This is a genomic window from Aeromonas sp. QDB39, assembly GCF_027707585.1.
Lineage (GTDB): Bacteria > Pseudomonadota > Gammaproteobacteria > Enterobacterales > Aeromonadaceae > Aeromonas > Aeromonas hydrophila.
Window position 1 is genome coordinate 76,182 of the sequence record NZ_JAPCIV010000020.1, and the last position, 23,970, is coordinate 100,151.

The 23,970-nt window shown below is 65.4% G+C and carries 19 protein-coding genes and 1 riboswitch; of the genes, 11 read left to right on the forward strand and 8 right to left on the reverse strand.

All coding sequences use genetic code 11. The features are described 5' to 3' along the window. Positions 1-35: 35 nt before the first annotated feature. Positions 36-1,460, reverse strand: coding sequence for an N-acetylglucosamine-binding protein GbpA (gbpA, locus tag PG899_RS13395; RefSeq protein WP_179101430.1), 1,425 nt, complete (start codon positions 1,458-1,460; stop codon positions 36-38). Between the two features lie 62 nt (positions 1,461-1,522). Then, positions 1,523-1,608: riboswitch (cyclic di-GMP riboswitch) on the reverse strand. A gap of 265 nt (positions 1,609-1,873) precedes the next feature. After that, positions 1,874-3,571, reverse strand: coding sequence for a methyl-accepting chemotaxis protein (locus PG899_RS13400; protein WP_077096396.1), 1,698 nt, complete (start codon positions 3,569-3,571; stop codon positions 1,874-1,876). 295 nt (positions 3,572-3,866) lie between these two features. On the opposite strand from PG899_RS13400, the gene PG899_RS13405 reads away from it, so the two are divergent. Then, positions 3,867-5,714, forward strand: coding sequence for a M3 family metallopeptidase (locus PG899_RS13405; RefSeq protein WP_190283848.1), 1,848 nt, complete (start codon positions 3,867-3,869; stop codon positions 5,712-5,714). 76 nt (positions 5,715-5,790) lie between these two features. Further along, positions 5,791-6,582 carry a substrate-binding periplasmic protein gene (locus PG899_RS13410; RefSeq protein ID WP_077096393.1) on the forward strand — a complete coding sequence of 264 codons (792 nt, stop codon included), beginning with the start codon at positions 5,791-5,793 and terminating at the stop codon, positions 6,580-6,582. A 13-nt stretch (positions 6,583-6,595) separates the two neighbouring features. Here the strand turns inward: PG899_RS13410 and PG899_RS13415 are convergent, their stop codons facing one another. Continuing rightward, complete coding sequence (locus tag PG899_RS13415; RefSeq protein ID WP_077096392.1) at positions 6,596-8,791, reverse strand: glycoside hydrolase; 2,196 nt, start codon at positions 8,789-8,791, stop codon at positions 6,596-6,598. Between the two features lie 332 nt (positions 8,792-9,123). Between PG899_RS13415 and PG899_RS13420 the strand changes: the two genes are divergently transcribed. Together PG899_RS13420 and PG899_RS13425 are read left to right on the forward strand one after the other, a co-directional pair. Then, on the forward strand, positions 9,124-9,786 hold the full coding sequence (locus PG899_RS13420) for a hypothetical protein (protein WP_179101429.1): 663 nt from the start codon (positions 9,124-9,126) through the stop codon (positions 9,784-9,786). A 20-nt stretch (positions 9,787-9,806) separates the two neighbouring features. Continuing rightward, positions 9,807-11,150 carry a zinc-dependent metalloprotease gene (locus PG899_RS13425; RefSeq protein ID WP_077096389.1) on the forward strand — a complete coding sequence of 448 codons (1,344 nt, stop codon included), beginning with the start codon at positions 9,807-9,809 and terminating at the stop codon, positions 11,148-11,150. Positions 11,151-11,247: 97 nt separating this feature from the next. On the opposite strand, the gene PG899_RS13430 is transcribed toward PG899_RS13425, so the two are convergent. After that, positions 11,248-14,418 (reverse strand): S41 family peptidase, encoded by a 3,171-nt coding sequence (locus PG899_RS13430; protein WP_190283849.1) that lies wholly within the window; start codon positions 14,416-14,418, stop codon positions 11,248-11,250. Between the two features lie 260 nt (positions 14,419-14,678). Here PG899_RS13430 and PG899_RS13435 point away from each other — a divergent pair, with 260 nt between their 5' ends. From PG899_RS13435 to PG899_RS13460, 6 genes are all read left to right on the forward strand, one after another. Then, positions 14,679-15,155, forward strand: coding sequence for a L,D-transpeptidase family protein (locus tag PG899_RS13435; protein WP_024944607.1), 477 nt, complete (start codon positions 14,679-14,681; stop codon positions 15,153-15,155). A 150-nt stretch (positions 15,156-15,305) separates the two neighbouring features. Next, complete coding sequence (locus tag PG899_RS13440) at positions 15,306-16,025, forward strand: AzlC family ABC transporter permease (RefSeq protein ID WP_011704586.1); 720 nt, start codon at positions 15,306-15,308, stop codon at positions 16,023-16,025. A gap of 2 nt (positions 16,026-16,027) precedes the next feature. Beyond that, entirely contained in the window at positions 16,028-16,369 is a 342-nt protein-coding gene (locus PG899_RS13445; RefSeq protein WP_010635181.1) for an AzlD domain-containing protein, read from the forward strand. A 116-nt stretch (positions 16,370-16,485) separates the two neighbouring features. Beyond that, positions 16,486-18,012: a YjjI family glycine radical enzyme gene (locus PG899_RS13450; RefSeq protein ID WP_077098185.1), complete on the forward strand. Its 1,527-nt coding sequence runs from the start codon at positions 16,486-16,488 to the stop codon at positions 18,010-18,012. 37 nt (positions 18,013-18,049) lie between these two features. Next, on the forward strand, positions 18,050-18,901 hold the full coding sequence (locus tag PG899_RS13455; RefSeq protein WP_077098187.1) for a YjjW family glycine radical enzyme activase: 852 nt from the start codon (positions 18,050-18,052) through the stop codon (positions 18,899-18,901). A 192-nt stretch (positions 18,902-19,093) separates the two neighbouring features. Beyond that, positions 19,094-19,417 carry a DUF1820 family protein gene (locus PG899_RS13460; protein ID WP_011704589.1) on the forward strand — a complete coding sequence of 108 codons (324 nt, stop codon included), beginning with the start codon at positions 19,094-19,096 and terminating at the stop codon, positions 19,415-19,417. 42 nt (positions 19,418-19,459) lie between these two features. Here the strand turns inward: PG899_RS13460 and PG899_RS13465 are convergent, their stop codons facing one another. The 3 genes from PG899_RS13465 to PG899_RS13475 all read right to left on the reverse strand — a co-directional run bounded on the left by PG899_RS13465 (position 19,460) and on the right by PG899_RS13475 (position 22,084). Beyond that, positions 19,460-20,383, reverse strand: coding sequence for a LysR family transcriptional regulator (locus tag PG899_RS13465; protein WP_077098189.1), 924 nt, complete (start codon positions 20,381-20,383; stop codon positions 19,460-19,462). A gap of 60 nt (positions 20,384-20,443) precedes the next feature. After that, on the reverse strand, positions 20,444-21,640 hold the full coding sequence (locus tag PG899_RS13470; RefSeq protein ID WP_077098191.1) for an amino acid aminotransferase: 1,197 nt from the start codon (positions 21,638-21,640) through the stop codon (positions 20,444-20,446). A gap of 168 nt (positions 21,641-21,808) precedes the next feature. Continuing rightward, complete coding sequence (locus PG899_RS13475; RefSeq protein ID WP_005308614.1) at positions 21,809-22,084, reverse strand: metal/formaldehyde-sensitive transcriptional repressor; 276 nt, start codon at positions 22,082-22,084, stop codon at positions 21,809-21,811. A gap of 71 nt (positions 22,085-22,155) precedes the next feature. On the opposite strand from PG899_RS13475, the gene dmeF reads away from it, so the two are divergent. Continuing rightward, entirely contained in the window at positions 22,156-23,115 is a 960-nt protein-coding gene (dmeF, locus tag PG899_RS13480; RefSeq protein WP_190283850.1) for a CDF family Co(II)/Ni(II) efflux transporter DmeF, read from the forward strand. Positions 23,116-23,178: 63 nt separating this feature from the next. On the opposite strand, the gene PG899_RS13485 is transcribed toward dmeF, so the two are convergent. Next, the gene (locus tag PG899_RS13485; RefSeq protein WP_270697443.1) at positions 23,179-23,589 is read right to left on the reverse strand and encodes a hypothetical protein; all 411 of its coding nucleotides are present in this window, start codon (positions 23,587-23,589) and stop codon (positions 23,179-23,181) included. Between the last annotated feature and the right edge of the window lie 381 nt (positions 23,590-23,970).

The following is a 23,970-nucleotide window of genomic DNA, read 5'->3' on the forward strand; positions in this document are numbered from 1 at the left end:
CCGTTTTGTTGATGGCGTCATGCTGGGCCTGCGGCTCAGTTCACCTGGATCCAGGCATCCTGCCAATTGGTGCCGACCCCGGGTTCATACTGGGTGGCACTGGCCGACCACTGGCTGCACCAGCCGCGATAGGGGAAGGGCTTGCACTGGTAGACCTTGCCGTTCTTGGGCTGCAGCACCTTGGTACCGTCGGTGTAGGACTTGAGCCCGTCCGGGAAGGTGAACTGGTAGTCACCGCCGGCGGCCGGATCCTTGAGCATCAGATCCAGGGTCTGCTGCACCGCATCGCCACCGGCCTTGGGTTTGCCCTCGATCACCAGCTGGTGGTGACCGGCGCTGAGCCCGGTGAGCGGCATGGTGAAGCTGTGGGTGCTGTCCTTGATGTCGGCGCTGGTCTGCCCCTTGGCGGCCCCACCGTGATCATACAGGGTGTTGGTGACGGTCAGATCGCCCTCGGCGGCCACGGTAAAGTTGAGGGTGAGCTTGCCCTCGTCGAGCAGGTAGTCGCTCTCCAGGCCGCTCACGCTGACGCCGTTGCTCACTGGCGGCTGCTGTTGCTCGAGCTGGATCTCGACCCGCTCCAGTGCGCTGCCCGCCTTGAAGTAGACCGGGTTCTGGCCGTAGACGGGGTTGAACTGGCCTTCGCCGCTCTGCTGGCCGGCGCGGATCAGGCTCTGCTCTGCATTGATCTTGGTCGCCAGGGCGTGGGTCCAGTTGCTCTTCTGCCCTTGCTCCGGGCTGGCGATGGTCAGCTCGGTCTGCAGATCGGGGCGCACGCCGTTGGCGTCGAACACCAGGGTTCTGGCCTTGTCGCCGACCGCCAGCTCGGTGGAAGGATAGATGGTGCCGCCCTGGCTCCAGGCCAGCGGCGGCTGGGTGCCGCCCTTGAAGTTGGCATCGATCACGTTATAGAAACTGTTGCTGGTGTCCCCCACTTCCCACACCCCCAGGATCACCTGATAGCCGGTGCGCTGGGGCAGGTTGCACTGGTGGGTGACCTGCTTGGGCGGCTGGGTCATGTTGCCGTCCACCACGCAGAAGGGGGTGAGCTCGAAGGCGGCGCGGGTCAGCGGCTGGTTCGGGTTCCAGTCCTGCTTGGTGAGGTAGTAGCGCCAGTTGCGGGTGACGTGGTTGGCGGTGAAGGTCCAGCTGATGGCGAAGGGGCCGGCCTGCACCTCGCGGCGGGTCCAGCGGTCGCTGGTCTGGGCGTTCAGTTCGCGCCAGCTGGCACTGCCGGCCGAGGCGATCTGGCCATCGGGCGGGCCGGCCTGCGGGAAGCCGGAGGGGCCTTCCACGCTCTGGGGCTCCCATTGCACCGCGCCGCACTGGCTGTTGCCGCCGGTCTTGCACAGGTAGTTGCGCGATTCCGGCTGGCTGATATAGCCGTGGGCGAGCACGCTGCCACTGACCAGCAGGGCCAGGGTTGCAGCGACATGATTGAATTGGATTTTTGCTGCCATACATTCCTCTGTTCGACAGATGTGGGCAGTCAAGTTGGCAGGGGGAGTTCCCCGAAGCACGATGTGGCAACCCCGCTATCCTGGACGACATGTCTTTAGACCGGAGGCTTTGCGTCCTGGCCTTTCAACCAGTTTGCCAAATGACTACATAAAGGGTCATGGTGTCGCGTTTGGCGACAACCCATCATGGCTATTTTTGATTAAATAATTAAGTGTAAATCTTTACAGCTTGACCTCATCGGAGTAGAGCAAACACTTAACTGTTTGTTTTTAAATGACGGTTAACTGAACGCCGCCGCATCAATGTCGTCGAACAGGTCGACAAGATGCAAAAAATCCACATTTTTCATCAATGAAGAACGCCCCCGTCAGCCGGGCTGACGGGGGCGTGCGCTGCGACAGGGCAGGACGGATCAGTGGCGAGCGCGGGGGCGTTCGGCCGGGCTCACCTGCCGGTGCAGAGGGGCGAGCCGCTGCTCCAGCTGCTGGTCGATGGCGCTGTCGAGTTTGAATACCGCCAGCCGCTCGTCCAGGCTGCGGGAAAGTCCGGCCAGCAGTTCGCTCTCCTGGGCCAGCTGGGAGGCGGACTGTGACATCTCCAGCGCCGAGTCGTTGATGCCGCTGACGTTGCGGTTCATGTCCTCCGCCACCATGCTCTGCTGCTCCGCGGCGGTCGCTATCTGGGTCGCCATGTCGCTGACGTGCTGGATATGGTTGACGATGAGGGAGAGATCCTGGCCCGCCTTCTCCGACTGGCTGACGCTGCTCTCTGCCAGCTTGCGGCTGGCGTCCATGGCGCTGGCGGCGGTCACCGCCCGCTGTTGCAGCTGGCCGATGGTGCTCTGGATCTCCTCGGTGGACTGGCGGGTGCGACTGGCCAGCTGACGCACCTCGTCGGCCACCACGGCAAACCCGCGGCCCTGCTCGCCGGCGCGGGCTGCCTCGATGGCGGCGTTGAGGGCCAGCAGGTTGGTCTGCTCCGAGATGGCGCTGATGACCGCCGTCACCTCGCTTATCTGCATCACCCCCTCCTTGAGCTGGTTGACCTGCAGGGTGGCTTGCTCCACCTCGGTGGCCAGCGCCTGGATGCCGTGTACGCTGGCGTGCACGTCACGGTTGCCGAGGCCGGCTTCGCTGGTGGCGTCCTGGGTATCGCGGGCGGTGTTCTCGGCGTGGCCCGCCACGTCGGAGATGGTGGCACTCATCTCGTTCATGGCGGTGGCGAGCTGGGCCAGCTGATCCCGCTGGCTGTTGACCGCCTGGTTGGTCTGCTCGGCGGAGGCGGCGATGCGCAGGGCGGCATCCGCCACGTTGCGGGCCCCCTGGCTCGCCTCCAGCAGGGCGCGGCGAATGGCGTCGAGCCCCTGGTTGGTGCAACTGGCGACGGCCCCCAGCTCATCCTTGCCGTGTACCGGGATGCTCACCACCAGATCGCCGGCGGCCACCTGCTGCATGGCCCGGTTGATCTCAGCCAGCGGATTGACGATGGAGCGGCTGATGGCAAAGCCCAGCAGTCCCATCAGCAGGGTCACCAGCAAGGTGGCGCCCCCCATCAGCTGATACTGGGACCAGATGGTGGCCTGGATGTCCTGCAGCAGCACGCCGGAGCCGAGGATCCAGCCCCAGGGCTGATAACCGGCCACCAGCGACATCTTCTGGGCCGCCTCGCCGGAGGGGGAGATCCACTTGTATTCCAGCCGGCCGCTGTGGCCCCCCTTGCCGAGATCCACCATCTGCTGCCAGTGGACGCCGGCGGTGGCGGTGCCGCTCTCACCCATCTGCTGGCCGACCAGCTCGGGTCTGACGGGGTGCACCACCATCCGGCGGTTCTCGTCCAGCACGAACAGGTAGTTGTCGCCGTCAAAGCGCATGCTGTTGAGCATGGCCTTGGCTTCGGCCTGGGCCTGGGGGGCAGGCAGGGTGGCCGCCAGCGTATGGATCCGGCTCATGGCGAGATCCAGCACGGCCTGCAACCTGGCTTCCCGTTCACTCATCAGATTGCGATGCAGGGCACTGACCGAGATGAGCAGCAGTGCGATGAAACCGATCAGCGCCAGTGAGAGCAACAGCATCAGTTTGCGGCTCACGGCAATATCACCGAGCTTGAACATAGTCTCTTCCTTAACTTTCCCGTGCGGGTCTGGTGGTGGCCAGTCCGTTGGCTGGCCCTGATTATTTTGTTATTAACATTTAATTAACTTTCAATGGCTTGGGCCCATAAAACGCCAATTGAGCAATTTGACAATCAGTATAGCCAGCAGACAGAAACCCTCGCTTTTGATAGCGTGATGGCGCGCATCCCGGCGCACTATTTGTCTGCTCAATTTGCAGAAAATGTGAATGAGTTGGCATTTCACCAAAAAGGAGTGGGCGCCCTCGCGGCCGCCCCATAACAAGAGGGAAGTTATGAGTTCCATTGCCAGGAATTATCTCAACCAGCTCAACGCCGACTACCTGCAGGTACACAGGCGCAAGGAGGATCTGTTCTGGTCCACCTACATGGGCACCAGCGACGATCAGGCCGGCTTCACCGCCGCCGAGCAGGCCTACAAGGCGTTCTGCGCCGATCCGGCGCGCCTGCCGGTACTGCGGCAGATGCAGGCCCAGGCCGAGGAGACCGAGCTCAAGCGCGGTCTGGGGGGCTGGATCGCCTTCTTCGAGTGCAACGTCATCGAGGATCCTCAGGCTGCGGCCCTGATGGACGAGCTGGTGGCCGCCGAGGCGGCGCTGTTTGCCCGTCGCCGGGAGCTGAAGCTGACCTTGCTGGACGAGCAGGGCCGGCAGGTGGCCGGCAGCCTGCCCGCCGCCAGCACGGCGCTGGCCGCCAGCAGCGACGAGGCGGTGCGCCACAGCGCGCTCGCCATGTTCCACACCCTGGAGCAGTGGGTGGTCGACAACGGCTATCTGGCCATCGTCGCGCTGCGCAACCGCTTCGCCCGCGCCATGGGTTATCGCGACTACTTCGACTACAAGGTGCACAAGAACGAGCAGATGAGCCCGGCGCAGCTGTTCGCCATTCTCGACGACTTCATCGCCGGCACCGAGCAGCGGCTGCACCAGAGCCTGGCGGAGCTGAAAGCGGCCAAGGGGGAGGTGGCCCTGCTGCCTCACAACCTGCGCTACAGCGTGAGTGGTGACGTGACCCGCCAGCTCGACCCTTACGTGCCCTTCTCGCGGGCGCTGCAGGACTGGGTCGAGAGCTTTCGCCGGCTCGGCATCCAGTACCGCGGCGCCACCCTCACCCTGGATCTGCTGACCAGGGAGGGAAAATACGAGAACGGCTTCTGCCACGGCCCGGTGCCGAGCTTCTGGCAGGAGGGGGAGTGGGTGCCGGCGGTGGTCAACTTCACCAGCCTGGCCAACCCGGCCCAGGTGGGCAGCGGCTGGAGCGGACTCAATACCCTGTTCCACGAGGGTGGCCACGCGGCACACTTTGCCAATGTCACCGGCAACGCCCCCTGCTTCTCCCAGGAGTTCCCTCCCACCTCCATGGCCTACGCCGAGACCCAGTCGATGTTCTGCGACAGCCTGCTGGACGACGCGGACTGGCTCAAGCGCTACGCCAGAAACGCGGCGGGGGAGCCGATCCCCGATGCGCTGATCAAGGCGATGATCGAGGCGCGCCAGCCGTTTCGCGCCTTCAACGAGCGCCAGATTGCGCTGGTGGCCTACTTCGAGCGGGATCTCTACGCCATGGACGAGGCCGAGCGTACCCCGGCCGCCGTGCTGGCACTGGCCCGCCGCTGGGAGCGCCAGATCCTGGGGGTGGAGAGCCCGCGCCCGCTGCTGGCGATCCCGCACCTGCTCAACCAGGAGTCGGCCTGCGCCTATCACGGCTACCTGCTGGCGCTGATGGCGGTGGAGCAGACCCGCGCCTACTTCCTCAAACGCGACGGCTACCTCACCGACAACCCGCGCATCGGGCCGGATCTGGCCGCCCACTACTGGGGGCCGGGCAACGGCATGACCCATGACGAGACGCTGCAAAGCCTGACCGGCAAGGGCTTCAGTGCGGGGCCGCTGGCCCGGGCCTGCAACCAGAGCGTGGCCGAGGCGTGGCAGCAGGCAGAAGCCTGCATGGCGGCGGCCCGCCAGCGTCCTCCAGTTGGCGAGGGTGAGCCGCTCAATGCCCGCATCCGGGTGGTTCACGGCGACCAGCTTATCGCCGACAATAGCGGTTCCGAAGCGGCCATGCTGGCCGACTTCGAGCGCTGGATCCGCGACCACTATCAGGAGACGGTGACCAGCCACTGAGGCGCAAGCCGGTGAACATGCGTTATGTCAGACCCCTGCCGCGGCAGGGGTCTGTTTTCATGGGAAGGAGTCGAGGGTGGGAACAACAGCGCGGTGGCGGTGGCTTCTGGCCACGCTGCTGCTGACGGGAGGGCTGGCGCAGCCGGCCCGGGCACTGCAGGCGCTGACCGAGCAGATGCCCCCTTACAACTATCGGCTGGCCGGTCAGCCGGTGAGCGGTTTCTCGGTGGATCTGCTGCATGCCCTGCTGGCGCGCAGCGGCCTGACGCTGCGCGGTGACATCCAGCTGCAGCCCTGGGCACGGGCCTATCAGAATGCCCGCTATCAGGCGGGCAGCATCCTCTTCTCGGTGGCGCGCACCCCGGAGCGGGAGCAGCAGTTCCAGTGGGTGGGGCCGGTCGGGCCGCGCACCATCAGGGTGTGGCGGCTGAGCTCGCGCACCGACATCCAGCCCCGCAGCCTGCAGGAGGCGAGCCACTACCGGATCGCCGTGGTGCGCAATTCGGCCTCGGCCCAGCAGCTGATCCGCCAGGGGCTGGCGCCGGTCAGCGTCAACAGCGAGGAGGACAAGTTTCGCATGCTGCTGCGCGGCCGGGTGGATCTGGTGACGGCGCTGGATCTGGGGGCCGCCTTTCACATGCACCAGCTGGGCCACGGCCTCGAGGCGCTCACCCCGCTCTTCGTCTATGACGACGGCGAGCAGTACTACTTCGCCCTCAACCTGGCGACGGAGCCGGCCAAGGTGCAGGCCCTGCAGCGGGCCCTCGACCAGATGCGTCAGGATGGCTCGCTGGAGGCGCTGCGCCGGCGCTGGCTCAACCTCCATGCAGTGCCGCCCGCCCCGGCCAGCGGGGCGACCCCCTCCTGATGCCGGCCCGGGCTCAGCCCTGGATCTTCAGCACGCTGACCGGTTTGTCCTTGAGCGCCACCAGCAGCTGGCGGCCCGGCAGCTTGTGGCCGTCGATCATGATGGAGCTGTGGCCGAAGTTGGCCACCAGCCGGCTGCCGTCGGAGAAGCGGGTCTCCTGCACTCGGCCCACCCCGTCACGCCAGCGAAAGCCCACCAGTGCCTTGTCCCACAGCGCCTCGTGCAGCGGGCCGAACTGGCTGTCTAGCCTCACCAGCTCCGGCAGCCGGCTCGCCAGCGTGCTGCGACTCAGGTTGACCAGCGGCGGCGTGTTGTAGAGCAGGCCGAGCAGGGCGCGCTCCTCCTTGATGCCCGGGAATTTCAGATTGTCCAGCAGCCAGTGGTGGCTGTTGAGCACGGAGTCGTGGAACACCGCCTGATAGAGGGGCAGCCGATCCGCCGGGTTGAACACCGTCTTCAGGTAGCGCGGCTTGAGCCGGGCGGGCTGGAAGAAGACCTGCGGCGCCTCGTCCGGCCACCACTTGCCAAGGTAGTAGGGGGACTTGGCCTGCTTGCGCATGGCGGCATCGGTCCAGCCAAAGCCCCAGCTCTGGATGCCGTGGGCAAACAGCAGCGGCTTGCTGGTGAGGGCGTTGCCATCCTCCGAGCCCAGCACTAGCCCGAGTCGCTCACCCACCCAGCTCATGCGGGCGTTGCGGTCGGCGACCATCGCCTGGCTGCCCTGCTGGTGGGCCGGGTTGTAATCGTTGGAGGCCATGGCGGTGCCGTCCACGTCGAGGAACAGGCTGTTGATGCCGCTGGCCTTGGCCAGCTCGCTCATGCGGCTCTTGGCAAACGGCAGGGTGCAGCCGGGGTTGAGATAGACCCCCTCGCCACCAAAGCCCGGCTTGGGCTTGCCGTTGGCCTCGACGATGGCGCAGCGCTTGCCGATCTCCGGCGGCAGCTGGGCGGTGAGCCAGCTGTCGTTGGTGCCGGGCGCGATGGCGGTATCGTAAGAGTCATAGCTGCCCACCAGATAGCCCTGACGCTGGGCGGCGGTGAGGGCATAGCCCTGCTGCAGGGCCGCCGTCCATTGTGGGGTGCCGAGCCACAGCTTGCGCAGTCCCGCCTGCTGCAGCGCCTCGATCACCGGCAGCGACAGCCCCTGGCCCCAGCGCTCCTGCGCCACCAGTTGTTCACCGAACTGGCTCTTGACCCACTGCTGGCGCAGGGCCAGCACCTTGCTCTGGGCCTGCGGGCCCTGCTGGGCAGGCAGCGGCAGCTGGTCGGCAATCAGCCGGTTGAGACCCGCCATGATCAGCGCCTGCTGCCAGGGCTCTGGAGCCTTGGCGGCCAACGCCTCTTGCTCCTCGCTGTTGAAGCCTTGCAGCCACTCCGGCTTTTGCCGGAGCTTGGCCTGCAGCGCGGGCCACGCCCTCACATCTTGCCGATCGAGCAGGGCATCGCCCCACAGGTAGACATGGCTGGCGCCGATCAGCCGCCGCCCGGCGGGGATGCGGGCGACCTTGTCAGCCAGAGACTGCCAGGCCCCCTCGCTCTGCAACCACGCCCGGTAGCGGCGGGCGCCGGCCAGCCAGTCATCCCCCACGCTCAACCGCACCACCATAGGCACCTGCTGGTTGAAGCTGCTGAATTCATGGCTGGCGCTCAGTTGCAGCCGGCCTCCCTGGCGGCTGAAGCGAAGCCGGTTGTCGTAGGGGGTCTGCAGGATCCAGCTGTAGGTCTGCTTGCCGGCATCCTGGCTCCAGAGCGGCAGCTTGAGGTCGTAGTGGGTGTTGAGCTCGGCCAGCTCGTCGCCGACATAGCCGAGCCAGTCGCTGTCGCGCACCGAGAAGCGGCTGCCCTCGCCGAAGGCCAGGGAGAGGTGGGTCTGGTTTTTCGGCAGGCTGAACCAGGCCAGCTGACGGGGACTGTCGCTGACCAGCGTCAACAAGAGGTCGTCACCATCCAGCTTGACCTCCACCCTGGCGTCCTGGGCGGGCCAGTGCCAGCTGGCCTGCTGCTCCCCTTGTTGCAACTGATCGACCTGGCGGGCGGGCTGGCCCGCGCTGACCGGGATCTGGTTGACCGAGATGGCCAGGGTATCGGGATCGATGCGGTAATGCTGGGTCTCGCCCTGCAGTGTCAGGGGGGCGGCGGCCAGCGGCGCCGCCAGCAGTGAAATCAACAGCCAGCCCAGTGCTGGCGCCCGTATCGGCAAACCGTTCATGCAACATCCTTGACCTGATTGATGCCATCAGGGTACGCCGACGCCCGCCCCCCGGTACAGCCAAATCTGCTTAACCCATATGGGGTGAATGGCCTCATTCCAGCCCTTTTTGGAGCCATTTTCATGCGGCAAAAAAGCATCATTCGAACCCTCTCTCAGCCCCCGCCAGCACTGACTTGCGCGACTCATCCTGCGGGTGTGAACCTCCCGCACCCATTTTTTCGACGCCCCATATAGGGGGGTGCCAGCCTGCTCGGCGGTTTCTAGCATGCCTGCTCACTTTGAACGCAATTCATTGTTTTATAAGGATTGTTTTTGACTGGAGTATCAGTATGAAGAGAGCGAAATGGAAGCCTTGGCTGGGGTTGTGCGCCCTCTTGGCCGGGGTGATCGGCTGGTACCTGTGGCCGCACGCGGTGGCGCCCGGTCAGGCGGCGGCAGGGGATGAGGAGCGCGCGGCGGATAGCGGCCCGCTGGCGGAGCTCACGCCACTCGCCGCCATGCCTGCGCCTGTGCTCAAGCCAGCGCCGGTCGCGGCCCCCGCCAAGCCGGATCGGCTGCGGGAAGATGGCTGCCAGCAGCTGGAGACCCCCTGGCAGGCGGCCGAGGTGGATGCCGACTTTCCGCTGGCGGAGCCCGGCGATGCGGTCGAGCAGCCCCAGCCGATCGCCCTGCAGGGCAGCGATCTGGAGCGGGCCCAGGTGGGTGACAGCGTGGCCCTGCCGCTACCGGACGGCAGCACCCTGCAGGCCAGGGTGACCAAGGTTGAGCTGCAGCGGGGCGGGGAGCGCAACTGGCAAGGGGAAATTCGGGTCGACGGTGACAGCTATCCGGTCAATTTCACCGTCGGCAAGCAAGCGACTTTCGGGTTCATCGGCACGCCGCAAGGCAGTTACTCCGTCGAGACCCTGGGAGGCAAGGGTTGGGTTTACAAGAACCCGCCGCTGGATCTGGGTCATGGCGGCGATGACGCCCTGATCCCGACTCACCAATAACAACAGAAAAGGAAGATCACATGCAGAAAACCACCTTGGGGATCATGATTGCGGGATTGCTCGGGGCGACCCCGGTGCTGGCGGAAACCATCGACCTGATGGTGTTGCACAGTCCGGGGCTGGCGGCCCGCTATCAGGGGGACGCCCAGACCCGGATCCAGCACATGATCAACGTCACCAACCAGATCTATGCTGCCAGCGGCCTGGATCTGACGGTGCGGGCCGTGCACGACCAGCAGGTCAATTACCCGGATGGCGGCACCGACAAATCTGCACTCAACGCGGTGACCTACCAGCAGGATCCGGCTTTCAAGCAGGTACCGACCCTGCGCACCCGCTATGGCGCCGACATGGTGGTGCTGATGCGGCCCCAGACCGGTGACCACGGCAGCTGCGGGCTGGCCTGGGTTGGCGGTTCCGCGACCTATACCGATGGCAGCAAGGCGTATGCCGACGGGGATGTCTCCCAGGATGCCGGCAGCATGTTCAGCCATGTCACGGCCACCGGCTGTGGTGACGTGGTGCTGGCGCACGAGCTGGGTCACAACATGGGGCTCAACCACTCCCGCCTGCAGGATGGCACGGGGGGCACTTATCACTATGCGCTGGGACACGGGGTGCGGGGTTCCTTCGCCACCGTGATGGCTTATCCCTCCAGCTTCGGGGTCTACAGCCACGAGTACAAGTTCTCCAGCCCGGACCTGATCTGCAAGGGGCAGCCGTGTGGCGTGGATTATCGGGATCAGGCCAACGGTGCCGATGCGGTGCGGGCGCTGAAGGTGACAACGCCACAGATCGCCGCTTTCTATCCCACCATGGTGTCGGAAGAGCTGCCGGATCTGGGCGAGCTGGAGCGCTCCCTCGAGACCCGGCGCCAGGACCTGGCGGCGGCTCAGGAGCACTACAGCCAGCAGGTGGCGGCCAGAACCGCCCTGCAGGATCGCCAGCAGACGCTCAAGGGCAACTTTGATCGCTACCAGCGCGAGCTGAGCCAGCTGAACCAGCGCAACCGCCAGACGGTGCAGGAGATCAACCGGCTGGTGCGCGAGCACAACAGCTACAACGGCAGCTACGGCCCGCAAGAGTATCGCCGGATCCGCGCCATCCAGGCGGGCCTGAGCGCCCGCATCGATCAGCTGCACGATGAGAACAACGCCATCATTCGCCAGTCCAACGAGATCAGCCTGCGCTACCAGGCCGAGGTGAACGAGTACAACGGCAGCTGGGATCGCTACAACCAGCTGGTGGCAGCGGTGAAGAGTGCCGACGGCAAGGTGGACGAGGCGCGCCGCGAGCTGGAGCTGGCCGAGCACAGGTATCAGCTGGCGCTGGCCCGCCAGCCGGCCGAGACGCAGCCGGCCTGATGCAACAAGGGCGCCTCGCAACAGGCGGGGCGCCCTTGATGTCTGTCAGAGGAGCCGACCGGGCAAGCCCGGCCGGCTCCTCTTTTGCTGGTTGGCGTCAGTCAGCCCGTTTGGCTGCGGGTTTCGCATTCGTCGACAGCTGGGCGAGGGCGGCCTGCACTGCGGCTGCCAGCTGGGGATCGCGTCCCGCCAGCATGTCGGCCGGAGTCAGCGCCACCTGCACGTCCGGGATCAGCTCCTGATTCTCGTACAGGCTGCCGTCGGGGTTGCGCAGTCCCAGGGTCGGGATGCCGTAGGCGAGGCCCGGGATCAGCCTGGAGGTGTGGGCATACACCATGGTGCCGGTGCCCGGCACCGGCTCACCGACGATGGGGCCCACCTTGAGGGTGCGGTAGTACTGGGGAAAGGCCGATCCTTCCGAGTAGCTGCCCGCATTGACCAGCACCACCGAGGGCTTGGTCCACTGGCGGGTGGCGGCGTCCGTCTCCCCCTTGCCAAGGCGTGGCCAGCTGCGGGCCATGCCCTGGGCGCTGCCGCTGCCGGTCAGGAACTCCACCAGGGTGTTGGCCAGATAGCCCCCCTTGTTGAAGCGCACGTCGACGATCAGCGCCTCGCGGTTGCGTTGGCGACCGAGGGCGTCGGCCACCACCTCCTCATAGACGGCGCTGCTCATCTCCGGCAGATAGACGTAGCCGACCCGCCCCTGGCTCAACTGCTCCACCTGGCTGCGGCGCTTGGCGATCCAGCCGTCGAGCTGCAACTGATACTCCTGCTGCAGGTCGATGGCGGTGACCTCCAGCTGGCTGGGCTCCTTGGCCCCCTTGGGCTGCACAGTGAGCGCCAGCCGCTGGCCGGCCTGGTGGTTGAGCAGGGCATCCAGCTCGTTGAGGCTGTGCAGTTCGGTGCCGTTGACGGCCAGCAGGCGGGCTCCCGGCGCGAGATCCGTCTCCTGCTCCAGCGGGCCGCCGGCCAGCAGGGCGTCGAGCTCGACCGCCCCCTGTCGCTCGCGCCAGTAACCACCGAGGCTGGCGGTCTCGTCCGGCATGCGCAGGGAGGGGGCCGGACCGCTGCCCCAGGTGTGGGAGACATTGAGTTCGCCGGCCAGCTCCGCCAGCAGGTTGCCGAAGTCACGATCGTTGCTGATGCCGGGCAACAGGCGGCGATAGGCGGCCACATAGCCGTCCCAGTCCACCCCGTTCATGTCGGCCCGGTAGAACTCGTCCCGGGTGAGGCGGGTGATCTGGTCGAAGGCGGCGCTCATCCGATCCTGCCAGCTGGCGGTGATCAGCAGATTGAAGGGGTGGCTGCTGGCCTCGCCGGAGCGGGTATCGATGAGGGCGATTTCCCCCTCCCGCACCAGGGTGGCGAGGCTGGCATCCTGGTTGAGGCTGGCCTGCGCCGGCCCCGGCTGCTCGGCAAACAGCAGCTTGGTTTCCCCCTTGCGCAGATCCTGGGCGTAGCCCTTGATCTCGCTCTCGCCGTTGGCGCCCATCACCTCCACCAGATAGATCAGATGATCGTCGACGATGCGACTGGCGAGGATGGGGCCCTCTGGCTGCAGCTGGAGTGCCTCCCGGTGGGCCAGGCGGTCAGCTTCGAAGCCGTAACCGGCCTTGGGCGGCGCCTGTTCGGCGATGAAGTCGCTCTTGGCGGCGCGACTGCTGTAGAGACCGAGCAGACTGCCACCGAGGGGCTCGCCATCGGCACCCAGTACCCCGTACTTGGTGGATTGCCAGTAGAGGATGCCGCCGTCCTGACTCCAGGCAGGCTCGCCATCCCGATAGCCGTTGAGGCTGACGTTGACCGGCTTGGCCTTGGCATCCCGGGTATCGATGACGGCGATCTCCTGCTGGGCGGAGTCGGGCTGGATGGTCAGCGCCAGGTGACACGAATCGGGGGCAAAGGCCAGCTCCACCGCGTGACGGGAGGGATTGAACTCGGCGGCGACCAGCTGGCGCTGCTTGCCGCTGGCCAGATCCAGCAGATGGACGGCCTGGCCGTCCACCACGAAGGCGAGCTGTTTGCCGTCGGGGGAGAGGGTCGGCACGCTGATGGCGGCGCCCGGAATGGCCAGCAGTTTCTCCTCGGTCAGGGGGCCGGGGTCGCTGAACAGCTTGTCCGGCTGCCCCTTCTTGAGGCGGTACAGCGCCGCCGGCCCCTCCTGTTCGGAGAGGTAGATGAGCTCCTGCTCTTTATCCAGATAGCGCGGTGCCGACTGCTCGCTGGGGTGGCGGGTGAGCTGGCGTACCCGCTCGCGCCGGGTATCGACCGCGTAGAGATCCCCCTGGCTGACCAGGATCACCTCTTCCCCATCCTGGCGGGCGATGGCCTCGTCGACGGGGCCGGGCTGCCAGCTCTGCTCGGCCGGTACCTTGGCGAACAGCGGCTGGATGACGAGCTTGCGCGGGGTGTCGCTGCCGGCATCGAGGCGGTAGAGCTCCCCCTGCCAGGACCAGACCAGATCCCCCTGGCGGGAGGCAGAGAGGCCGCGCACCGGATGGCCCTTGAAGTGGGTGAGCTGGCGATCCTGGCCGCTGGCCAGATCCCGTTGCCAGACGTTGAAATCGCCGCTGCGCTCGCTCAGGTAGTAGAGCTGCTTGCCCTGCTCGTCCCAGACCGGATCGCTGGCGGCCACCCTGTCTTCAGTCAGCTGGCGATGCTGTTTGCCGTCGAACAGCCACAGACGGGAGACCGCGAACGAGTGCTGGTGCTTGCGAAACGGCTGATCCATGCCCGGCATCTGGTAGGCCAGCTGGTTGCCGTGGGGGCGGGCCAGGGTGGCGGGCAGGGGCTGGGCCGGGGTCAGCGGGCCGCCGGCAACCGGCGTCCAGTAGAGGTTGCCGGCCTGATAGCCTTCTGCCACGAAGTGATCGGCGTCGGGGTCGGTGAGGCGCTGGCTGCTCAGCAGCAGCTGCGTGCCGTCGGCGCTGAAGGCCTGGGGCAGGTCGGGGCGCGAATCCCGGGTCAGCCGCACCATCTCGCCACCGTGGCTCGGCACCACGAACACGTCCTCGTTGCCGTAGATATTGGCGGCAAAGGCTATGAGCTTGCCATCCGGCGACCAGAGCGGGCGCTGGCTCAGGTAGTTACCATCGGTGAGGGGCACGGCGGGGCCGCCATCCCCCGCGCTCAGGTAGACGCGGCCCTGCCAGGTGAAGGCAAGCTGCTTGCCGTCGGGGGAGAGGGCGGGCTCGCGCAGCCAGAGCGGCTCGGCCGCCTTCAGGGAGGAGCAGAGCAGCAGGAGCAGCAGGGAGAGTCGGTATCGCATCGTGAGGTTCCTGAGAGGTGAAAAGCGCCTTATCTTCCCCCAATGTCCCGCCCGGGACTATCCCGAGATAGGGGGGTTATCCCGTTGTTTTGGCAGTTAATTGTAACAATCTATAAAAGATGGTGCGGGATATGTTTCTCTGGATATATTGAGTATTGATGGCGATCCAATATGATGGCGCTCGCCCGCCACACGAGGCGGTGCAGTTCAGATGATTTGGTAACAGAAAAGCCCTTACCAGAGGCTTGCCGAGGGATGGAATGAGAGCCGTATTACTGTGTTTGCTGGGGCTGTGGCCCGCATTGAGTTTTGCCACCCTGTCCGCCGATATGGTGGTGGTGAAGAAATCGAGTTATAGCCTGACCCTGATGAAGGATGGCAAGGAGGTCAAACGCTACTGGATCGCTCTGGGTCCGGCTCCCAAGGGGCACAAGCAGCGGGAAGGGGATCAGCGCACGCCGGAAGGCCGTTACATCCTCGACTACAAGAAGACCAACTCCAACTATTACAAGGCCATCCACATCAACTACCCGAATCTGGACGACATCAAGGCGGCCAACGAGATGGGTGTGCGACCGGGTGGCATGATCATGATCCACGGTCAGCGCAACAGCATAGGCAACACCCGCCTGCAGCCGTCCAACTGGACCAATGGCTGCATCGCCATGCTCAACAAGGATCTGGACGAAGTGTGGAACGCCATCGAACCCGGCACCCCCATCGTCATTCAGCCCTGACTCTCTGCAGTGCGCCACCTCCGGGTGGCGTTCTGTTTTTTGGCTCCCCCTGTTCTGACTCCACCCTCTCTTTACCCGCAGCCTCTTGGTATCCGTCCTCGTGCTCTGCTAGTTTTTCCGGCTCGCCGTGGACGCAACAAGGATGATCCCATGCCATCAGCAACCTGCTCCCGGCCCGTCGGGGCCGAGAGTACCCGCGCGCTCTGGTGGCGCGCTTCCATCGATATTCTGCCGCTCTCCGTCTCGGTGATCCCCTGGGGGATCCTGTGCGGCGCCCTGGCGCTGCAGGTGGGGCTGAGCCCGCTGCAGGCCCAGCTGATGTCGCTGCTGGTCTATGCCGGCGCCGCCCAGCTCTCGGCCACCACCCTGTTCGGGGCGGGGACGCCACTGCTGCCGATCATGGGTTCCACCTTCGTCATCACCTCCCAGCACCTGCTCTACGGCTTCACCTTTCGCCGCGACGTGCTGCCGCTCTCCCTGCGCTGGCGCGCCAGTCTGGCCTTCTTCCTGACCGACGAGATGTTCGCGGTGGCGCTCAAAGACCGGGAGCGCAGCGGCCGTTTCGATCCGGCCTATGCGCTCATCGCCGGCTTCGTCTTCTATCTGTTCTGGAATGCGGCGACCCTGCTCGGCATCGCCGCCGGCCAGTACATCGACGGACTGGATCAGATGGGGCTGGACTTCGCTATCGCCGCCACCTTCATCGCCATGACCATTCCCGCCATGAAGAACCTGCCCATGGTGGCGGCCACCCTGGTGAGCGGTGCCATGGCGCTGCTCACCAAGCCGCTGCTGGCGGAGGTCTACATCATCATCTCGGCGCTCTCCGGCATGCTGGTGGGTTATGTGCTGCACCGGATGAGGAGGTAATCATGAGCTGGCTGATGATAGGCCTGCTGGCCCTGATCACCTTCTTCAACCGCTTCGCCTTCTTCTCGCGGCTGACCCGCTATCAGCCGGGCGCCGAGATGGGAGCCTTCCTCAGCTTCTCGGCCCAGTCGGTGCTGACCGCCATCTGGCTGCCCATCGTCTTCAGCTATCAGCCTGGCACTGGGCTGAGCTGGGATCCGGACTACCTGGTCGCCACCCTGCTGGTGACGGCGCTGACCCTGCTGCGGCTGCCGACCCTGCTGGTGGTGGTGGTCGGCATGGGGGGCTTCTTCCTGCTGCGCTGGCAGGGGGGCGTGGCACAACTGCTGCCCTGGCTGGGCTAGGCCCGTGATCTTGCATGGCGGATGTCTTTATCGGATATCCGCCATGTTGTGAATGTCACTTCAAAAAACACCTCTCAAGTGTGAGGATTTAGCTCCCATCTGTCGAGGAGCGAGCCATGTCCTTCACCGAAACCTGCCAGCGCATCGTGCGCGATCCCCTGCTGTCACCGGCCCAGAAGAGCCATGCCCTGGCGCTGGCCGCCGAAAATGCGCTGCCCTATCCCGAGCTGCCCGCCGAGGTGAGCGAGGCGATGGCCAAGGGCTTTGTCTGCGACATGTTCGAGGGGCACGCCCCCTACAAGCCGCGCTATGTGCTGCCGGATTACGAGAAGTTTCTGCGTCAGGGCTCGGCCTGGCTGGAGCTGGCACCGCCGCAGGATTTCGACGAGGCGCTCGATGCCCTGCGCATCCTCTACCACCACGTGCCCTCCGTCACCGGCATGCCGGTCTGGCTGGGCCGGCTCGATCACCTGCTGCTGCCCTTCGTCGGTGAGCTGGATGACGAGGCCCTCTATCGCAAGCTGAAGGGGTTCTGGATCTACCTGGACCGGGTGCTGCCGGATGCCTTCATGCACGTCAACATAGGCCCGGATGACAACCGGCTCTGCCGCCTGATCCTGCGCATCGACGGCGATCTCAAGCAGGTGGCCCCCAACCTCACCCTGTTCCACGATCCGGCACAGACCCCGGACAGCCTGCTGCTGCTGGGGGTGAAGAACATCGCGGCCTGCAGCAAGCCCCACATCGCCAACTACCCGCTGCATCGCAACACCTTCGATGAGCGCGGCTTCGGCATCGTCAGCTGCTACAACGCCCTGCCCCAGGCGGGTGGCGCCAACACCCTGGTGCGGGTCTCCCTCAAGCGGGTGGCCGAGCAGGCCCACGGTATCGACGACTTCCTGGGCTGCCTGCTGCCCCACTACTGCCGCCTCGCCTCCCGCCTGATCGAGGCGCGTGCCGCCTTCCTGCACCAGGAGTCCGGCTTCTTCGACAGTTTCCTGGTGCAGGAGGGGCTGCTGGAAGAGGATCGCTTTGTGCCCATGTTCGGCATCTACGGCATGGCCGAGGCGGTCAACCTTCTGATGGACAAGGAGAATCTGCCGGAGCGCTACGGCCGTGATGAAGAGGCGAACCAGCTGGGCTACCGTATCTCGGCCCAGCTTGCTCGCCACGTGAGCGAAACGCCGCAATGCCACGCCTGGGGCGGCCGCGCCCTGCTCCACTCCCAGGGCGGGCTCAGCGTGGATCGCGAGGTGACCCCCGGGGTGCGCATCCCCTATGGCGAGGAGCCGGATCCCGCCAGCCACATGCTGGCGCTGGCGCCCCACCACGGCTTCTATCACTCCGGGATCAGCGAGATCCTCACCCTGGATCCCACCATCCGCCAGAACCCGCAGGCGCTGCTGCAGCTCTGCAAGGGGGCGCTCGCCATCGGCATGCGCGAGTTCACCGCCAATGTGGCGGACAGCGATCTGGTGCGGGTGACCGGCTACATGATCCGCAAGAGCGACGTGGCCCGTTTCGCGGCCGAGGGCTCGCGGCTGCAGACTACCTGCCTTGGCGCCGAGGCGAGCGAACTGACCGGGATCCGCCAACGGGCACCGCGGGTGGTGGGGCGCGAGGCGACCCTGTGTGACTACTGAGTGCGGCAGGCGGGCAGGGGCGGCGCGCACCGCGACGGTGAGCCGCTGGCTGCCCTTCTCCTGCGTGGACGGCCCCGGCAACCGGCTGGTGCTGTTTCTGCAGGGCTGCAACTTCGCCTGTCCCGGCTGTCATAACCCGCACACCATCGGCCTCTGCGATCACTGCGGTGACTGCGTGCCCGGCTGCCCGAGCGGGGCGCTGACCCTGCACGAGGGGCGGGTGAGCTGGCAGGCGGCGCGCTGCACCGACTGCGATGCCTGTCTCGATGTCTGCCCCCGCAGCGCGAGCCCCAAGACCGCCACCATGACGGTGGCCGAGGTGCTGGCCCTGCTGCGCCGCTACGGCCCGCTGCTGACCGGCATTACCGTCTCCGGCGGTGAGGCCACCACCCAGCTGCCGTTCGTGATTGCGCTGTTCACGGCCATCAAGGGGGCACCGGATCTGGCCCATCTCGGCTGCCTGCTCGACAGCAACGGTTCGCTCGCCGAGGCCGGCTGGCAACGGCTGCTGCCGGTGCTGGACGGCGCCATGATCGATCTCAAGGGGTGGGGCGACTCTGTGCATCACACGCTGACCGGCTATGGCCGTGAGCGGGTGCTGGCCTCGCTCACCCTGCTGGCGCAGGCGGGCAAGCTGGCGGAGGTACGCCTGCTGCAGGTGCCGGGGCAGAGCGATTATCTCGCTGCCGACGGCACGCTGGAGGGCGGGCTCGCCGCCTTCTTGCGCGCCCTCGGGCCCGTGCCCATCCGCCTCAACGGCTTTCGCCATCACGGGGTGCGCGGGGCAGCGCAGGACTGGCCAGAGGCGACGCGAGAGGAGCTGGAGCAGCTGGCCGCTGCGCTGGCGGTAGCCGGGCTCGGCCCGGTCAGCCTGCCGCCACTACTCTGAATAGCCGGATGCTAATCAGCTGATCGCAAAGGGATTTACTACTACAAGGCAAGATTGGACGGCGAACCGAGCGGTTTGGCGTGGCTTTTTTGCTGCCTGAGTCTTGAGATGACGTAACTGTGATTGCTGTCTATTTGAGCTCTGCGAGGTGGCGGCTAGAATGGGTCAATCGCCCACCATCAACAGACGAACATGAGTGAATCCAACGCCTTATATCGAGTGCAGTTCATTTGTCACAACGAGCGTTACGAAGTCTATGTCAGGGAAGTGAGCCAGGGTCAGCTGTTCGGCTTCATCGAGATCGCCAACTTCGTGTGGGACAACCACACGGCGCTCATCGTCGACCCCAGCCACGAGAAGTTGAAGAGTGAATTTGCCGACGTCAATCGCACCATGATCCCCATGCACCACGTGCTGCGGGTCGATCAGGTGCGCAAGCAGGGGGCCGCCCGCATCACCGAACTGGGCAACAACGTCTCTCCCTTCCCCAGCCCCATCTACACCAAGAAACCCTGACACCCGCCATGCCCGGCCGGCGTGTGCCGGGCAGGGTCGTCCTTATCTCAGCTCGCGGGCCAGTTGCAGGATGCGCTGGCGGAACCAGCGCCGGGCCGGCTCTTCTCCGGCCGGGCCGTACCACACCAGGCTGTGGGTGACGGCACCGTAATCGAAGGGAACCGGCCTGCTCACCAGAGCGTGGGGGGCCGCCTGCTCGGCCCAGCCACCGATGGCGGTGAGGATCAGATCGCTCTGGCGCAGCAGGGCTGCCGCACTGCCAAAATCCGGCAGGATGGCGGCAATCTGCCGGCGCACCTGCAACTGGGCCAGGCTCTGTTCGAAGAAGGGGTTGGCCAGCTCCTGATCGCGAATGGCGATATGGCGCCAGCTCAGGTAGGCATCGAGATCCCAGGATCGCGCCAGCGCCGGGTGATCCGCGCGCAGCAGGCAGACCAGCTTGTCCTCGCGCAGGGTCTCCCACACCAGCCCTTGCTGGCGGGGCAGGGGCTGGCTCTGATCGTGGGGCAGGATCACGAAGTCCAGCTTGCCCGCCGCCAGCGCCGCCAGCCCCTGTTCATCCTTGTTGCGAATGTCGGGCACCAGGCCCGGCACCTCGCGCATCAGCTGCGCCAGGATGGGCCCCATGGGCCAGACCATGCCGCTCTCGCGCAGGGCAAATTTCAGCTGCCCCTGCCAGCTGGCGGGATCGAACCCGCCCTGGCCGGTGAGGCCGTTCAGCTCGCTCAGCAGCCGGTGCAGGGTGGGGCCGAGCCGCTCGGCGAACGGGGTCAGCAGCAGCTGGTTGCCCTGGCGGTAGAGCAGTTGATCGCCGAGCAGATCCCGCAACTGGTTGAGGGTCTTGCTGACGGTGGAGGGGGTGGTGCAGAGCCGCTCGGCGGTGCGGGTGACGCTCTGGCTGTCGAGCAGCAGGTGCAGGGTAACCAGATGACGACCGCCGAGGCGGGAGAGGGCAATGAGATCCATAACGGTTCCACGAGCAAACGGGACAAACAAAAAGCCCCGCCTGAGCGGGGCTTGCGGGGATCAGCCCTTGAGCACGGCGGCCATGGCGTCGGCCACGTAGTCGACGTTGCGGCTGTTGAGGCCCGCCACGCACATGCGGCCGGAGCGCACCAGGTAGACGGCGAACTCCTCGCGCAGGCGGTCCACCTGCTCCGGGGTGAAGCCGGTGTAGCTGAACATGCCGCGCTGGTTGATGAAGTAGCTGAAGTCGCGGCCCGGCACCTTGGCGCTCAGCACCTCGAACAGCTTCTCGCGCATCGCCTTGATGCGGGTGCGCATCTCGGTCACCTCACCGACCCACATGGCGTGCAGCTCGGGTTGGCTCATCACCGCCGCAGTGATCTGGCCGCCGTGGGTGGGGGGGCTGGAGTAGTTGCGGCGCACGGTGGCCTTCATCTGGCCCAGCACCCGGCTCGCCTCTTCGGCATCCTGGCAGATGACCGACAGGCCGCCACAGCGCTCGCCGTAGAAGGAGAGGTTCTTGGAGAAGGAGTTGCTGACGAAGAAGCTGACGCCGGCGGCCACCATGGCGCGAATGGCGTAGGCATCCTCTTCCAGCCCGTCGCCGAAGCCCTGATAGGCGATGTCCATAAAGGGGATCAGGTTCTTCTCGACCACCAGCGCGATCACCTGGTCCCACTGGGCACGGGAGAGATCCACTCCGGTCGGGTTGTGGCAGCAGGGGTGCAGCAGCACGATGCTTTTCGCCGGCAGGCTGCTCAGGCAGTCGATCATGGCGTCAAACTGCACGCCGCCGGTGGCTGCATCGTAGTAGGGGTAGTCGTGCACCTTGATGCCTGCGCCCTCGAACATCGCCTTGTGGTTGTCCCAGGTGGGATTGCTGACCCACACCTCGGAGGTCGGGAAGTAGCGCTTGAGCAGATCGGCGCCGATCTTCAGGGCGCCCGAGCCGCCGATGGTCTGGATGGTGGCGATGCGACCCGCCTTGACCGCTTCGTGGTCGGCGCCAAACAGCAGGTGCTGCACCGCGGTGCGGTAGTTGGCGGCGCCTTCCATCGGCTGGTAGGGGCGCGGGGCCGGGGCGGCGGCGCGCTGGGCTTCGGCCTGCTGTACCGAGGCCAGCAGCGGAATGCGGCCCTGCTCGTCGTAATAGAGGCCGATCCCCAGGTTCACCTTCTGCTCGCGGGTGTCTTTGTGGAAGGTCTCGACCAGGGTCAGGATGGGGTCGCCAGCATAGGCATCGACGTGTTCAAACATGGGGGGTCCTTGCGAAATGGAATCCAGGGTATGGCGATCAATGATCGGCGGTCATCATGGCGTAAAGCCGGCGAGGGCTCAAGTCTGAAAGGGGTGGGGCCGTGGGGCCGACGCCGCCCAGCCGTAAACGGGATGATGTGGGGTTACGCATGGTCCCATCCACCGGCCCTACTTCAGATAGGATCGCAATACCCGCACCACCTGATCCAGATCCTCCAGCCGCTCGGCCGGGGTCGCCTCTTCGGCGCCGAGATGCTCGCGCATGTGGCCCTCCAGCACTTCCAGCATCAGGCCGTTGACGGCGCCGCGAATGGCCGCGATCTGCTGCAAGATGGCGGCGCAGTCGCTCTCCTGCTCCAGCGCGCTCTCCAGTGCCCCTGCCTGTCCCTTGATGCGGCGCACCCGCGCCAGCAGCTTCTTCTTGCCGTGAATGGTGTGTGACATGCAAGATCCTCTCGATCAATAAAACTATACTGGGGTATAGTATATTGCATTGTCGTCCTCAGGAGAAATCCATGTCATCCCTCGCCTCATCCCACTGCCACCAACCCGTCGTCCACGAAGGGAATCCGCTGGCCGAACAGAAGACCCGCTGGGCCGTGCTGCTGACCGTCATCATGATGGTGGCGGAGATCGGCGGCGGCTGGTTCTACAACTCCATGGCGCTGCTGGCCGACGGCTGGCACATGAGCTCTCATGCGCTGGCGCTCGGCCTGTCGGTGCTGGCCTACCGCGCCGCCCGCCACTTCGCCCGTGACCACAGATTCAGCTTCGGCACCTGGAAGATCGAGGTGCTGGGTGGCTTTACCAGCGCCCTCTTGCTGGTGGGGGTGGCCGGCATGATGCTGTTCGAATCGGTGTTCCGGCTGCTGGATCCCAGCCCGATCCACTACCAGCAGGCCATCGTCATCGCCATCGTCGGCCTGCTGGTGAACCTGGCCTGCGCCTGGCTGCTCAAGGATGATCACGGTCATCACCATGGGCACGGTCACGACCACCATCATGATCATCACGACCACGCTCACCCGCACGATCATGGCCAGCATCACGGCCATCAGGATCTCAACCTGCGCGCCGCCTACATTCACGTGCTGGCGGATGCGGCCACCTCGGTGCTGGCCATTCTGGCGCTGGTGGGGGGCATGCTGTGGGGGGCCGACTGGCTGGATCCCCTGATGGGCATAGTGGGGGCCGGGCTGGTGGCGGTGTGGGCCTGGGGCCTGCTGCGCGACTCCGGCCGGGTGCTGCTGGATGCCGAGATGGACGCGCCGCTGGTGGCGGAGATCCGTGAGGTGATCGCCGAGTTGCCGGACGCCGAAGTGCGCGATCTGCACGTCTGGCGGGTGGGCCAGCAGCAGTATGCCTGCGTGCTCTCCCTGTTGATGGAGGCGCCGGTTGCCGCCAGCGAGATCCGCGCGCGGCTCGCCATCCACGAGGAGCTGGTGCACGTCACCATCGAGGTGAGCGCGTCCTGATCCTGGCCGGTTGGCCGCACGCAACAGCAGGAAGGGGCCAAGGCCCCTTCCTGTTTTTCTGGCTCAGTGCGGCTGGCCCTGCACATCCTCCGGTTTGTGCTGCCAGATGGCGCCGAGCAGCAGCTTGAGCAGCAGCTCGGGCGGGTTGTCCAGCAGCCGGCCCGACTCCAGCAGCAGGTGGCCATCGGCCCGAAAGCCGAGGCTGGCGTGGATGGTGCCCTCCTCGCCGCACACCTGGATCAGCCCGCTCAAGCTGCCGCGCTCTCCCGGCTGGCAGCGCAGCCGCAGCTCGCGTGGCTCCCCCAGCAGGGTGAAGGCTCGGGCGAGGGGCGGGGTATCCTCATAATCCGGCCAGTTGAAGAAGTGGTACTGCTCGGCGAGCGTCCCCGCCTGCTGACAAAATTGGTCAAACAATTGGGCAATCTCTTGATACTCCTGGTCCAGCCGTCTGGCCTGCTTTTCAATCCGCTTCATCTGTCGTGGCTCCCTCTCTCTTGCCGTATCCACTTATCCATTTGATCGGAAATCAATTTTTCCAGACATCATGGCTCTGCCCGCAGGTATGTGCCGAATCGGGCGGCAGGTCTGTGAGCCCGATCCGATTTTCGTTATGAAAACGTTATCTTGTTGAAAGCGGTTAACTTTTTTGCCCCCCTGCTCACATTTGAAACGATTTCTGCTGATTAATATGGCACCGCTCGGCAATGACCGGGTACTCGGATATCGAGACTAACTACAGCGGGAATTAGGCGTTGTTTCCCAAATCGATACCGCCTGAGGCGTTGTTGCCCAAATAAGCCATTAGGCCACAACTTCCCCAGCCCCAGGTGATAGTTACACTTGGGGCTTTCTAAC